Raw genomic sequence first — 13,421 nt, forward strand, 5'->3', positions numbered from 1 at the left:
CACACTATTTCGTGTACAAAAAAGCCCGCTAGCGGGCTTTTTTGATAGGGTTAGAAAAAATCAATCGAATTGCGACCACTGCTTGGATCGCGCGTCGCTTGTGGCTTCTCTGTTTTCTTTCCTTTACCCGCAGCCTGAGAAAGCGCGTTCTTCTGTGCTTTGCGCTCTTTGTGTGCCGCTTTGCGGCCTGTGGATTTGGGGCCCGTCCCTTTGGGTTTAGCCGCTTTATTTTGACGAGACTTCTCTTTACGCACGGTGGCTAGCGGCTTTTCAGCTTCTTGCTCCACCGCTTCTGGCTCAATCACAGGCGCATCGCACACTACCACGTAGTATTCCTGATTGAACTCAAAAAAATCCCCATCGTACATTTTGCGGCGTTTACGCGTTTCCAATTCGCCGTTCACCGCCACATAGCCTTCGGCGATCACATGTTTCGCTTCACCGCCACCGCTCACCAAGTTGGCAATTTTGAACACTTTATACAGTTCAATCGGTTGACTGGAGACTTCAATACCAATCGCTTCTATTTCTATCTCTTCAGCGCAATCGGCATCGTCATAAGGGTAGTCTTGAGTCATGTGTTTATCTCGTTACAGAATTTGCCGCAGTTTAAACTGATAGCCTGCCAACCTCAAACGAAATAGCTGAAACTAACTCGCGGCCTTGTTCATCTTCGATTTTCCAGAGATGAAATTCCCATGGTAAGAGACGTAATGAGCTAAAGTTAAATAAAACTCGGGCAGATGAAGAGGGATTATGCGGAAATCCAATAAGATAGGTTGGCAACTGTTGATCGGGCTGAGCACACTGGCAACGACCTCGCGCGCGCATTCAACCCAAGTCATCATCTACAGTGACGACGCCTACCCGCCCTACAGTTATCAAATTCAGGGTAAAGCAACCGGCATTTATCCCGATATTTTGCGCCAAGTCTTTGAAAAAATGCCGGAGTTTACCGTCATCATTAAACCCGTGCCATTCAAGCGCGGTTTACGCTTGCTGGAAACAGGCAAAGGTTTTGCATTGTTTCCTCCCTACAAGTACCTAAATCGCCGTCCTTACATAAACCCTTATTCGACGCCGATATTGAAAGAAGAGGTGGTGGTGTACTGTCACAACGACGTTACACTTCCCAACGGGCCAAGCTTGACGCGTTGGCCAGAAGACTTTTACGGCAAGACTATCGGAATTAATGCCGCTTTCTCCATTGGCGGAGAGGCTTTCTGGAAGGCAGCTCGCGATGGCCAACTGCGAGTCGAAGAGGCTAAAGACAATCAAGAAAACATTCTGAAAATGCGGGCAAAACGCATCGATTGCTACATCAATGACAAGCTTTCTATCGCTTGGGAAATCAAACGATTAAAGCTTTCTGGCCGTATTGATAAAAGTGAATATTTTCAACTTGCCGCCCTGGTGAGCACAGAATATGGCTATCTCGGTTACACCGTCTACGCGGAAGATTTTCCCTACAAGGAAAAGTTTGTGGCACAATTTGACCGAATATTACTCGACCTACAACAAGCTGGCGTGGTCGAGCAGGTGATTCGCACCTATACCGATTAACGCCTATCTTGAGGAGTGGTTTGCCCTTGATCACACTGGCAACTTGTAACCTTTTGAATTATTTGGCTCCTCCGGGGGCTTTTTACGATTTCAGTAATATTCTGACCTTAGAAGAGTGGCAAAAAAAGCAGACTTGGTTAAAGCAAAAGCTGCTGGAGATAAATGCCGATGTACTCGCGTTTCAGGAAGTCTTCAGCCCGGACGAGTTGCAGCAGTTGTGCCATACACTGGGTTACGGCCATTTTGCTGTGGTTGATAAGCCCGATATCAGTGACGAATTTATATACACCTCCCCTGTGTTAGCGCTGGCTTCACGCTATCCACTGCTTTCGGTTGATCCTGTGGTGCCCGAAAGCCAGCAGTTGACACAGTTGGGTGCAAATGGTGAGTTTACTTTTAGCCGCACGCCACTGCATGCGGTTGTCGACTTGCCCCATCTTGGGCCATGCCACTTTATCGTGGTGCATTTTAAGTCTCAACGCCCTACCTTGCTGCAAAATGGGTCAGAGGATGCTCAGATGCAGGTTGCTGGAAGCTGGTTGTCCACCATACAAAGAGGTTGGGAAGCATTATTACTGCGTCAATATCTGGTTGAGACTTACCTGAGCTGTGCTCAGCCGATGGTGGTACTGGGCGATTTTAACACGCACTTAAACAGTATTGAGCTACGCCCTTTGCTCGACACCAGCCAAACACCGCTCATGCAAGATGTTCGTCAGCTTGTCTCTTCTAACGACACGCAAACTTGGCCGCCGACCCACTATCATGGAGAGCTTGGATTGACAATTGACTACATTTTGCTTTCTGAAGAATTTTTCCCCAGAAACGCCGAGAAAATCGCCAACGTAAGCCAAGTTTCCGTTTGGGATCAGCATTTAGTCAGCCCCAATTTTGCTGATGACCAGTTCGCCAGCGACCACGCATTTGTCTCTGTCACCTTGTCATTGCTTTGATGTTACCAACCCTACATCCTGCGCACGATTTTACGTGGGATCAGCTCAACTCCCGGTTTGTAGCGTTTGGCCGAGGCGTTGAGTGCCAATTCCAGCGCGCTGTCGGCAATCAACTCAAACTGTTGTGGTAATGAGTTCACTTTAAACGGCAGAAAATCCAACAAGCGATTGTCACCAAAGGTGGCCAGTTTTAGCGAGTCAATCAACTCCGGCTCTTCGAGAAGTACATCCAACACACCTTCTAAGAGTGTGTAAGAAGTTGTGATGATGGCGTCGGGCACGCGGTTTTGCGCTATCCATAAGCGCATGATTCGATAGCCCTCATCGCGATGAAAATGCTCGCCATAGGCAGATTGCGCCGTTTTCCCCCACTTGCGCAGCGCCGATTCATACCCTTGGTGACGCTCGCGCGAAATGGTCAACTCGGGCAAAGCGCCGAGCAAACCTATGGTGTGTATCTCATCACTCACTAATGAACTGGTGAGCTCGTATGCCGCACCAAAATCTTCACTCACAACGCAACTAAAGTGCTCATCATCTAAAGGACGGTCGAGCGCGATCACCGGCGTGCCCGCTTGCTGCATCTTGAGGTAGTAGTCATTAGCACCCGGCATACTGGTCGCGACAAACAGCGCATCAATGCGTCGACTCACCAGCGCTTCGGCCACTTTTTGTTCGGTGTCGGGGTCATCGTCAGAACAGCCAATCAAAATTTGGTAGCCCGCTTTGCGCGAGTTTTGCTCAAGCAGTTTCGCCAGCCGCGCATAACTGGTGTTTTCGAGATCGGGAATAATCAAACCAAAGGATCGCGAGTTCCCTGCTCTTAGCGACGATGCCGCATGATCGGGGCGAAAATTGTACTCTTCCACCACGGCCATCACTTTCATTTGCGTCTTTTCGCTGATCCGATATTTCTGCGCTTTGCCATTAATGACATAGCTGGCTGTGGTCTTAGATACACCAGCCAACTTGGCGATTTCATCTAGGGTCATTGTTCTCACCTTAATCTGTGCGCCGGATCATAGAATCCGCTTCTTGATCTTAAACTCGGTTGAATTATACGCTGAATCGATTCAGTATAAAAGCTGAAAGGATTCAGCAAACTTTGAAAGTTGTCTTAGTTCAAGCTTAACGAGACAACAGAGCGCACAGCATAGGTATTCATAGGAAAAGTACCCTTTGCTGAATTTTTTTAAATGACTTGCTGAATCGGTTCAGCTGAAAATACAGCACTAGACTTAGAACCGAACCATGAACGAGTGCCACACAAAGGCTAAGAGGCAACATGCTTAAACTCAATGAATCAGATATCACTCTACAACAGAGTGCCGAGAACAAACTGGACGCCATCCGCCACATTGCAGCGGCTTTAACCAACAAAGGCCTTGTTGCCGAAGGTTATGTACAAGGCATGCTCAACCGCGAAGAACAAAACTCGACATTTCTCGGTAACGGCATCGCCATTCCACATGGCACCACCGATACACGTGATTTGGTCAAACAGACCGGAGTGGCGGTTTACCACTTCCCACAAGGAGTCGATTGGGGTGATGGCAACACCGCTTATCTGGCGATTGGTATTGCGGCCAAATCCGACGAACACTTAGGCATTTTGAAGCAGCTCACCAAAGTGCTGAGCGCAGATGGCGTTGAAGCGCGTTTAAAGCAAGCCTCCAGCGCCAAAGAGATCATCGCGCTATTAAATGGTGAAGTGCAACTTGAAGCGGAATTTGACGCCGCATCTATCCAGTTACAGTTCCCTGCCAGCGATATGGTGCAGATGAGTGCAGTGGCTGGCGGTTTGCTGAAAAACAGTGGTTGCAGCGACGCCAGTTTTGTTGCGGATTTAGTCACCAAAACACCAACCCACCTTGGTGGCGGTTTGTGGTTGGTCGGCAGCCATGTCGGTGTCTCTCGCACAGCGGTTTCTTTTGTAACCACGGCTAATCACTGTGAATACAACAACCTGCCGGTTAAAGGTCTGCTGGCATTCTCAGCCTGTAACGATGCACACCAACCTATTCTGGCCAACCTTACCCAACTTGTGTTCGACAAACAACAATCGACTCTGCTAAGCGCCAGCGCAGAACAAGTCATCGCGCTGTTGAAAGGCGAAGAAAGCAACGCGGCCAGCGATGCATCCAGCTCTGGCAATGTCGCGGTGTTTAAGATCAAAAATGCCCATGGTCTGCATGCCAGACCAGGTGCAATGTTGGTGGCTGAAGCGAAGAAGTTTGAATCGACGATCAAAGTATCGAACCTCAACGGTGACGGTTCTACTGTTAACGCCAAGAGCTTAATGAAAGTGATTGCGCTGGGTGTCAAACACGGCCACCAGTTGCAGTTCACCGCCGAAGGCCCAGACGCACCGCAAGCGCTAGAAGCGATTGGTGCCGCTATCTCATCAGGCCTGGGTGAAAGCTAAAAGGTGGCGAACATGAGTAACAAGACCAATAACGTTGTCACCATTACCCTCAATCCAGCGCTTGATCTCACTGGCAGCCTAGCAGCATTGAATATCGGTTCAGTGAGCTTGGTTAACCAGAGCAGCCTGCACGCTGCGGGCAAAGGGGTTAATGTGGCGAAAGTGCTGAGCGATCTTGGCGCGAAGGTCACGGTAACCGGGTTTCTTGGCAAAGATAACCCAGAAATGTTTCATCAGTTGTTTAGTGACATTGGCGCGCACGATGAGTTTGTCTATGTCAACGGCGCGACACGCATCAATGTCAAGTTGGTGGAAGCGGATGGCCGCGTCAATGACATCAACTTCCCGGGCGTCACCGTCAGCAGTGCAGACATTTTGGCGTTCGAGCAGACATTGCAGCGCTTGATGGCCGACCATCAGTACTTTGTCTTTGCTGGAAGCTTACCACAAGGCGTTAGCCCAGAGCAGTGCGCTAAGTGGATTGCACTACTGCAAAGCGAAGGCAAAAACGTCCTGTTTGACAGCAGCCGCGCGGCCTTAAAAGCCGGCCTAGAAGCAACACCTTGGCTGATAAAACCCAACGATGAAGAGCTCAGCGAGTTTGTCGGTCAACCATTGACTAGCCGAGAAGCGTGCCAAAACGCGGCGCAAAGCTTGGCTGAAAAAGGCATCGCCAACGTTGTGGTGTCGATGGGTGCAGAAGGTGTGATGTGGCTGAATGACCAGCAATGGTTGTGCGCCCAGCCACCGAAAATGGCCGTGGTCAGCACGGTTGGTGCGGGCGATACCCTCGTTGCAGGGCTCTGCTGGGGCCACATGCAACAGATGCCAAAAGCCGAATTATTGAAGTTTGCCACCGCGTTGTCCGCTATGGCGGTCACGCAGGTTGGCGTGGGATTAACCAGCCAGCAAGAGCTGGAAAATATACAACAAAGAACGCAAGTTCAACTGCTCTGTACTGAAACGAACTAACGACAGTGCAAGCTACGAGACAAGAAGGTTAACAGTATGAAAATTGCAATTATCACTGCCTGCCCTAGTGGCGTCGCAAACAGCATCATCGCTGCCGGATTGCTAGAAAAAGCGGCTAAAGCCCTGAACTGGGACGCCAGTATTGAATGTCAATCAACGGTAATGGATTCGCCTACACTGACCGAGCAGCAAATCGCCGCCGCGGAAGTGGTGGTTATCGCCGCCAATACGGAGATAGATGACCGCCGCTTCGTCGGTAAAAAAGTCTATCGCGCTTCGATAGATCAAGTTACCAGCGATGCAAGTGCCTTTCTACAAACCGCCGCCACTCAAGCTCAGTTGCTTGAAAAAGCGTCGGTGACCACCAGCCAAGCAGCACCCGTGGCAGCGACAAAGAAAATTGTTGCCATCACCGCTTGCCCAACTGGCGTCGCTCATACGTTTATGGCAGCAGAAGCGTTAGAAGAAGAAGGCAAACGCCGTGGTCACCAAATCAAAGTGGAAACTCGCGGCTCTGTCGGCGCGAAAAACCAACTTACCGCGCAAGAGATTGCAGAAGCGGATCTGGTGATCATCGCCGCCGATATCGAAGTGCCACTGGAGCGTTTCAACGGTAAGAAAATGTACCGTACAAAAACGGGCCCAGCGCTGAAGAAAACTGGCGAAGAGATGGACAAAGCGTTTGCTCAAGCTACCGTTTATCAGCATTCTGGTTCCGCCAACGCCTCTTCTGAAACAGAAGAGAAAAAAGGCGTGTACAAACACCTGATGACTGGCGTGTCGCACATGCTGCCTGTGGTTGTCGCGGGTGGTTTGATCATCGCCCTCTCTTTCGTCTTTGGTATCGAAGCATTTAAAGAAGAAGGCACCTTAGCCGCAGCCCTGATGACGATTGGTGGTGGCTCCGCTTTCGCTCTGATGATCCCAGTTTTGGCGGGCTTTATCGCTTTTTCAATCGCTGACCGCCCGGGGCTTGCACCAGGTCTTATCGGTGGCATGCTGGCAAGCTCGACAGGCGCTGGCTTCCTTGGTGGTATTGCAGCCGGCTTTATTGCAGGTTACTCGGCGAAATTCATTGCCGACAAAGTTCAGTTGCCACAGTCGATGGAAGCGCTGAAACCCATTTTAATCATCCCGTTTATCGCCAGCTTAATCACTGGCCTCACCATGATCTACATCGTCGGCGGCCCTGTTTCTGGCATCATGAGTGCCATGACTGCGTTCCTCAATAATATGGGCTCGGCTAACGCAGTACTGCTGGGTGTGATCCTTGGCGCGATGATGTGTTTCGACCTAGGTGGTCCGGTGAACAAAGCGGCATACACTTTTGGTGTTGGTCTACTGGCTTCACAAACTTACGCCCCCATGGCCGCTATTATGGCAGCAGGCATGGTGCCAGCGCTGGGTATGGGCTTAGCCACCTTCCTCGCTCGCGACAAATTTGAGCCAAGTGAGCGTGAAGCGGGTAAAGCCTCGTTTGTACTTGGCCTGTGTTTTATCTCTGAAGGTGCGATTCCATTTGCAGCGAAAGATCCAATGCGTGTTATCCCTGCTTGTATGGCTGGCGGCGCACTGACGGGAGCTCTCTCTATGCTGTTTGGCGCGAAGCTGATGGCACCTCACGGCGGCTTGTTTGTTCTACTGATCCCTAACGCGATCACACCGGTACTGATGTACTTAGTCGCAATTGCTGCGGGTACCGCACTGACTGGCTTTGGCTATGCGTTTCTTAAAAACCGCGCTGAGCAAAAAGAAGCGGCAACCACACAATCCAATGCTTAAACCTTGATGCGCTAAATCCCCCCGATTTGGCCTTTCACACCTCCCCTTGCGGGAGGTGTTTTTTTTAATTGCTCCCCCTTCAGCTCCCCACTTTCATCATCCTCGGTTGTATACCTATAATCCGCTATGTGGCTGGCATCCTAGCCAATGCCTGAAACGACTCAAATTTGAGACATGACCTTTCTGCTTTTGCGCAAGCGAACGACCAAAGCACAACAACTAACGATGTTTCTGGATATTAGCGAGACGCTAGCTACAAATTCTAATCTGTCGACCAACTCCAGAAACAAAAGTTTGCCGAGGAAACCTTTTTACTGGCGCACAAAAAAGCCCCATTGATGTTTCAACGGGGCTTTTTTGTGACGTATTCATTGACTTGGTTTAGCGCACCATATTGGGCTTAATACCAAACAAAATGGCAAACATCACAGGGACGACAATCAGCGTCAGAACAGTAGCAAAGCCTAGCCCTGCCATAATGGTGATTGCCATTGAGCCAAAAAAGGCATCAAACATCAGCGGGATCATACCCAAAATCGTTGTCAGCGCCGCCATACTCACTGGACGCACCCGGCTCACCGCACTGTCGATAATCGCCTGATAAGGTTCTTTCCCCGAAGCAAGCTCAATATTAATTTGATCCAGCAGCACAATGCCATTTTTCAAAATCATGCCACTTAAGCTCAGTAGCCCCAAAAAGGCGGTAAAGCTAAACGGCATATTGGTGCTTAACAAGCCAAACGAAACACCAATAATCGAAAGTGGCACGGTAAACCAAATTACCAGCGGTTTTTTCAGCGAGTTAAACAGCAAAATAGTAATAACAAACATCAGCAAGTAACCCATAGGAAGCGAGCCGAACAGCGCTTGCTGGGCATCCTTCGACGACTCATACTCTCCACCCCAAGTGATGCTGTAGCCATCGGGTAGAGGCAGTGCCATCACTTTCGGCTGGATACGCGCGAAAAGACTGGCTGGTGTATCGTCACTCAAAATGTCGTGGTCAGCCAGCACCGTTAGGGTGCGCTTACGGTCACGACGCTGAATCAAAGGTTCCGTCCACTCAAGCGTCACCCCATCAATCACCTGATCCACCGGAACGTAAGTCTGTAGCGACGGGCTCCAGATCTTCACATTCTGCATCGATGCAAAATCGACCCGCTCGGATTCGGGTAAGCGACCGACGATCGGCAAAATGTGCGTTCCATCTCTCAGTAGCCCCATGGTATTGCCGCCAAACGCCATTTGCAGCGTGTTCGACAGATCTTCTTTGGAGATACCCAAGCGACGTGCTTTCGACTCGTTAAATTGCGGTACTAATTCTTTGGTGCGTTCACGCCAGTCGTGACGAATGTTTCTCGCTCCCGGATCAGTGTGCAGCACATCCTCAACCTGCTTTGCTATATCTCGCAATACTTGTGGATCAGGACCTGAAATACGCGCTTCTATCTTAGATGCTGGCGATGGTCCAAATTCCATCAATTTAAACTGAAACGTCGGCTTGTCAAACTGGCTCGGCAACGCTTGCGTCAGTTCATCCAACAGGGCAAACATGCTTTCTCTGTCGAGGGCGCGCACCTGCAACTGCGCATACGCTTCATAGCTTTTTTCCGGTTGATAGGTCAAAGCAAAACGCTGCATCCCCTGACCAATGGACGTAGACACAAACTCTACTTGCTCGTGCTGGCGAATAAAACGCTCGACCTTTTCGGTCTGCAGCACCGTTTGGCGGATATCGGTTCCTTGCGGCATCCACATATCGACGTAAAACATCGGCGTATTCGACGGCGGGAAGAATGACTGTTTCACCATACCAAAGGCAAGCACCGCCGCAACCAATAGCCCCACCATGGTGGTGACGGTCAACCAACGAAAGCGCAGGGCAAATTTGAGCATCGCAGAGAAAATCACAAACAGCGCGCCCTTATAAGGGTCTTCCTCTGTACCACTGCCTTTTTCTTCCTCTTTGAGCAGTAAATCGGCTAAAAATGGCGTAATAGTTAACGCGGTCACCCAACTGAGGAAAAGGGAGTAGCACAGTACCCAAAATAGCGATCCCATAAACTCCCCTGTCGCGTCCTGCGACAAGCCAATCGGAGCAAAGGCGGTAATCGCGATCACCGTTGCTCCAAGCAGTGGCCATTGCGTTTGCTTGACAATATCAACCGCCGCCTGCACTTTACTGCGCCCTTTCTTCAGACCAACCAGTATCCCTTCCACCACCACAATGGCGTTGTCCACCAGCATGCCTAGTGCGATGATTAACGCGCCAAGCGAGATACGGTGAAGTTCTATCTTGTTGTAATCCATCAAGATAAAAGTACCAAATACGGTAAGAAGCAGTACAAGACCAATGATGATGCCACTGCGCATACCCATGGCAAACAACAAAACGATGATCACGATAGCAACGGCTTGCGCAAGGCTGACGATAAAATCTTGCACCGAGGTATCGACTTCGGCGGCTTGATTGTAGAAATAGTTCAACTCAACGCCAGCGGGTTTTATCGATTCGAGCAACGCCAACTCTTGGCTGACTTTCTGCCCGACTTCCACCACGTTGACACCTGAGGCAAAGGAGATCCCTAAACTGATTGCTGGCTTGCCATTGAAAGTGACGACGTTAGTCGGCTTCTCTTGAATATCTCGGCGGACAGTAGCCACATCTTTGAGGCGGATCAGGTTGCCCGTATCACGGCCATGAATGATCAAATTTTCCAGCGCTTCGACTGACGTTAAAGTGCCACTCGGGCGAATGGTCAGGCTTTCACCGTTCACCATCACTTCACCAGAGGCCACCACATTATTCTGTTGGTTAAGCAGCCCAGCAACGGTATTCATGTCGAGGTTTAACGCAGCCAGACGATCAAGTGAGATCTCGACAAACAACATCTCTTGCTGATCGCCAGCAATCGCAACCTTACCCACGCCGTTAATCAATTCCAACTCGCGAGTCAGATGGTCGGCATAACGTTTGAGCTCCACATAATCGTAGCCATCACCACTGAGCATGATCATCACGCCGTAAACATCACCGAAATCATCAATGATCTGTAAAGACTGAACACCCGAAGGTAATGTGGGCTTGAGATCATTGATCTTGCGTCGCATTTCATCCCAAATCTGTGGCAGCTCAGCGGGGCCATAATCCATCTTCATGCTCACCATGATTTGCGACATGCCATTGGATGACGTCGAAGTAATATGGTCTATGTAAGGAAGCTGGCGGATCTCTTTCTCCAGCGGATAGGTCAGTTCCTCTTCCACCTCTTTAGAGGTCGCGCCGGGATAAGTTGCAATAATCATTGCATCTTTAATGGTAAAAGCGGGATCTTCCAAGCGGCCGAGATTAAGAAAAGAAGTTACGCCACCAATGGCTAGAATAATAATAAATAGCCAGCTAATGACCCGGTTCTTGATGGAGTATTCTGCGATATTCATTATTGATTGCTCTCCACCATTTTGACTGTTTTTCCTTCACGCAGTTTGCGCAGACTGGAATTCACTATCACATCCCCTGACGTAATACCTGAAGAGACAATGGCACCTTGACCATTGATTTGACTGATCTTAACTACCACTCGCGTCACCTGCCCTTGATTGAGCTTCCAGACAAAGAATTCGCCAGATTCACGTCCGGCATCCAAGCTGGTCATTGGTAATTGATAGCCGTCCACCGAGGTGATACCCGCCGCCTGCATATCCACTTCAACACTGGCGCTGGTGCCGGGCAAAATCGGCGGTGAGATCTGCTCCATCGCTAACCACATGGCATAGCTGCGAGACTGGGGATCGGGTTCACTGGTGTACTCCAAATAGTGCACAGGAAACTCGCCCTCAACGCCAGAGAAACGCGCTTTCGGCTGATATGTCGCTGATTGACGATCGGGATCCACTTTAGCTAGCACGTTATCGGATAGCTCAATTTGCACGTAGACCTTATCATCCTGATAGAGATTAAGAATTGGTTCACCAATTTCTGGGCGTTCATAACGCTCTTTGAACACATCGGTGACGGTCCCCGGAAATGGCGCCACCAAGCGGGTGTATTCCATCTGATTTTTGGCCATCTGATACTGTGCGTTGGCGAGCTGGCGATTGGCCGTGAGTTCATCAAGCTCCGCTTGTGAGATCATCGCTCGCTCAAACAGCTCTTTCCCACGCTCATGCTGCTTAAGCGCCAACGCATGTTTCGCTTTGGCATCTTCAAGCGCCTGCTTTTGTTTGCTGTCGTCGAGTTTTGCCAGCAGTTGGCCTTGTTTTACGCGATCGCCCGCACGCACTAACACTTGCAAAATTTCGCCAGTGGTACGAAAGGCAATCGGCGTCTGCTCGGCAGCCACCACTTGCCCTTTAAACACGCGATATTGCGTTGTCACTGGCGCCCCGACTTGGTAAGTCGAAACGGTCAGTACATCACTTTGATGGTCTGGAGCGTGCTCTTGGCACCCGGCTAAAGCCAATACAGAAAGTAGTGTCAGCGTAATTAAAGATTTGTTCATTAGATCCCTTCCTCACGTTGCCACGCTTTGACAACCTGCCCTTCGGCAAGATTTTCCACTCCGGCTATCACCACGCGATCTTGACGGTTCAACCCCGAAATGACATCCCCGTTTGCGTTGAGTGACAATGTCACCTTCTTCAATCGTTGGTTCTCTTCATCCACCAGCCAAACCTCACCTTGCGAGCCTTTCTTTGACACCCAAGCCGCTTCTGGCAAGGTGAAATACGGCGTTGTATTGGCTTTACCAATCGAAACTTGTCCTGTCATCCCACTGAGTAAGTTCCTATCTTGCGGGCGAGTAATGGTCACAATCGCCGTGTAGCTGTTGGTATCAGCATCAGGGCGCGTGGTGATCTCTTTGAATTGAGCCGGGATAGGTTTATCGGGTTCGCTGTCCATCGTTACCCACATCGGAAGATTCTTAAGTTTGTCTAGGCCATTCGCCTCGACATAGGAAACAGGAATGGTAAACGAAACGTCTAGCGAACTGTTGTCGATCAAGTTAAGGATTTGCTGTTTGGCCGCGACCACTTGATTGGGTTTGACGTAGGTGTAAGAAACCACACCACTAAACGGCGCTTTCAACGTCGCATAGCCTAAATCCGTTTTTGCCTGTTCATAGGTTGCTCTCGCCGCAGTCAATGCGGTTTCCGCTTGATCATAGACATCGGTACTAATCAGCTTCTTATGATACAAGCTTTGTGCTCTTTGCCATTGTGTTTGCGCCAGCGCGTATTGCGCACTCGCCGCATCCAACTGCAACTGCAGATCGGCTTGATCCAATCTGGCTAACAGCTCTCCTTGTTGTACTTCATCGCCCATACGCACAGTCAATGCATCAATTTGCCCCGCAACTTGAAAAGAGAGTTGCGCTCGTTTGGTCGCATCAATTTGCGCGAGAAAACTGTCCGCCGAACTTGTCATCAAATCCTTCACCGACAAAAGCTTTACAGGTTTCACCGTCAACGCCGTCGTTTCAGAAACAGCCTGATTACACCCAACAAGCAAGCCAATCGTAGCTAAAAGCACACTGCTATTGAGCAAAGTGCGTTTTATCAAAGGTTTTCGCACAGTCGCTTCTCCAATCATCCATTTATTACACGGATGTGCAGTATATTGAGATTCAAGAAGCGATCAATATATTTTCCACATGTACAGCAAAAAAATTAGTCAATCGACGCCCTTGTGGTTAAACTAAGGCGTTTTTTTGCAAAAGAGGAAA

General features: G+C 49.7%; 10 protein-coding genes. 5 read left to right on the plus strand and 5 right to left on the minus strand.

Features of this window, described 5'->3' with window-relative positions; all coding sequences use genetic code 11:
• Nucleotides 1-50 precede the first annotated feature (50 nt).
• The gene (locus tag EA26_RS11575) at nt 51-578 is read right to left on the minus strand and encodes an RNA-binding S4 domain-containing protein (protein WP_039427621.1); all 528 of its coding nucleotides are present in this window, start codon (nt 576-578) and stop codon (nt 51-53) included.
• A gap of 178 nt (nt 579-756) precedes the next feature.
• Here EA26_RS11575 and EA26_RS11580 point away from each other — a divergent pair, with 178 nt between their 5' ends.
• Nucleotides 757-1,563, plus strand: coding sequence for a substrate-binding periplasmic protein (locus EA26_RS11580; RefSeq protein WP_052079206.1), 807 nt, complete (start codon nt 757-759; stop codon nt 1,561-1,563).
• Nucleotides 1,564-1,589: 26 nt separating this feature from the next.
• Nucleotides 1,590-2,516 (plus strand): endonuclease/exonuclease/phosphatase family protein, encoded by a 927-nt coding sequence (locus EA26_RS11585; RefSeq protein WP_039427623.1) that lies wholly within the window; start codon nt 1,590-1,592, stop codon nt 2,514-2,516.
• Nucleotides 2,517-2,527: 11 nt separating this feature from the next.
• Here the strand turns inward: EA26_RS11585 and cra are convergent, their stop codons facing one another.
• The gene (gene cra, locus EA26_RS11590) at nt 2,528-3,508 is read right to left on the minus strand and encodes a catabolite repressor/activator (protein ID WP_039427625.1); all 981 of its coding nucleotides are present in this window, start codon (nt 3,506-3,508) and stop codon (nt 2,528-2,530) included.
• 293 nt (nt 3,509-3,801) lie between these two features.
• Between cra and fruB the strand changes: the two genes are divergently transcribed.
• From fruB to fruA, 3 genes are read left to right on the plus strand one after another with little or no spacing between them, the layout of a single operon-like run.
• A complete protein-coding gene (gene fruB / locus EA26_RS11595; protein ID WP_039427627.1) occupies nt 3,802-4,941 on the plus strand; it encodes a fused PTS fructose transporter subunit IIA/HPr protein in 1,140 nt (379 codons plus the stop codon).
• Between the two features lie 12 nt (nt 4,942-4,953).
• Nucleotides 4,954-5,913, plus strand: a complete 960-nt coding sequence (gene pfkB, locus EA26_RS11600; RefSeq protein ID WP_039427629.1) for a 1-phosphofructokinase — start codon at nt 4,954-4,956, stop codon at nt 5,911-5,913.
• Between the two features lie 36 nt (nt 5,914-5,949).
• Nucleotides 5,950-7,695 (plus strand): PTS fructose transporter subunit IIBC, encoded by a 1,746-nt coding sequence (gene fruA / locus EA26_RS11605; protein ID WP_039427631.1) that lies wholly within the window; start codon nt 5,950-5,952, stop codon nt 7,693-7,695.
• A gap of 381 nt (nt 7,696-8,076) precedes the next feature.
• Here the strand turns inward: fruA and EA26_RS11610 are convergent, their stop codons facing one another.
• From EA26_RS11610 to EA26_RS11620, 3 genes are read right to left on the minus strand one after another with little or no spacing between them, the layout of a single operon-like run.
• Nucleotides 8,077-11,136 (minus strand): efflux RND transporter permease subunit, encoded by a 3,060-nt coding sequence (locus tag EA26_RS11610; RefSeq protein WP_039427633.1) that lies wholly within the window; start codon nt 11,134-11,136, stop codon nt 8,077-8,079.
• Entirely contained in the window at nt 11,136-12,197 is a 1,062-nt protein-coding gene (locus EA26_RS11615; protein ID WP_039427635.1) for an efflux RND transporter periplasmic adaptor subunit, read from the minus strand. Before EA26_RS11615 ends, EA26_RS11610 begins: the two co-directional genes overlap by 1 nt.
• A complete protein-coding gene (locus EA26_RS11620; protein WP_039429049.1) occupies nt 12,197-13,270 on the minus strand; it encodes an efflux RND transporter periplasmic adaptor subunit in 1,074 nt (357 codons plus the stop codon). Before EA26_RS11620 ends, EA26_RS11615 begins: the two co-directional genes overlap by 1 nt.
• Nucleotides 13,271-13,421 lie beyond the last annotated feature (151 nt).

Origin of the sequence: Vibrio navarrensis (genome assembly GCF_000764325.1) — a bacterium.
Taxonomy (GTDB): domain Bacteria; phylum Pseudomonadota; class Gammaproteobacteria; order Enterobacterales; family Vibrionaceae; genus Vibrio; species Vibrio navarrensis.

Coding starts and splice junctions, on each gene's coding strand:
- EA26_RS11575 (WP_039427621.1), bottom strand. CDS start 578: ATGACTCAAGACTACCCTTATGACGATGCCGATTGCGCTGAAGAGATA.
- EA26_RS11580 (WP_052079206.1), top strand. CDS start 757: ATGCGGAAATCCAATAAGATAGGTTGGCAACTGTTGATCGGGCTGAGC.
- cra (WP_039427625.1), bottom strand. CDS start 3,508: ATGACCCTAGATGAAATCGCCAAGTTGGCTGGTGTATCTAAGACCACA.
- fruB (WP_039427627.1), top strand. CDS start 3,802: ATGCTTAAACTCAATGAATCAGATATCACTCTACAACAGAGTGCCGAG.
- pfkB (WP_039427629.1), top strand. CDS start 4,954: ATGAGTAACAAGACCAATAACGTTGTCACCATTACCCTCAATCCAGCG.
- fruA (WP_039427631.1), top strand. CDS start 5,950: ATGAAAATTGCAATTATCACTGCCTGCCCTAGTGGCGTCGCAAACAGC.
- EA26_RS11610 (WP_039427633.1), bottom strand. CDS start 11,136: ATGAATATCGCAGAATACTCCATCAAGAACCGGGTCATTAGCTGGCTA.
- EA26_RS11615 (WP_039427635.1), bottom strand. CDS start 12,197: ATGAACAAATCTTTAATTACGCTGACACTACTTTCTGTATTGGCTTTA.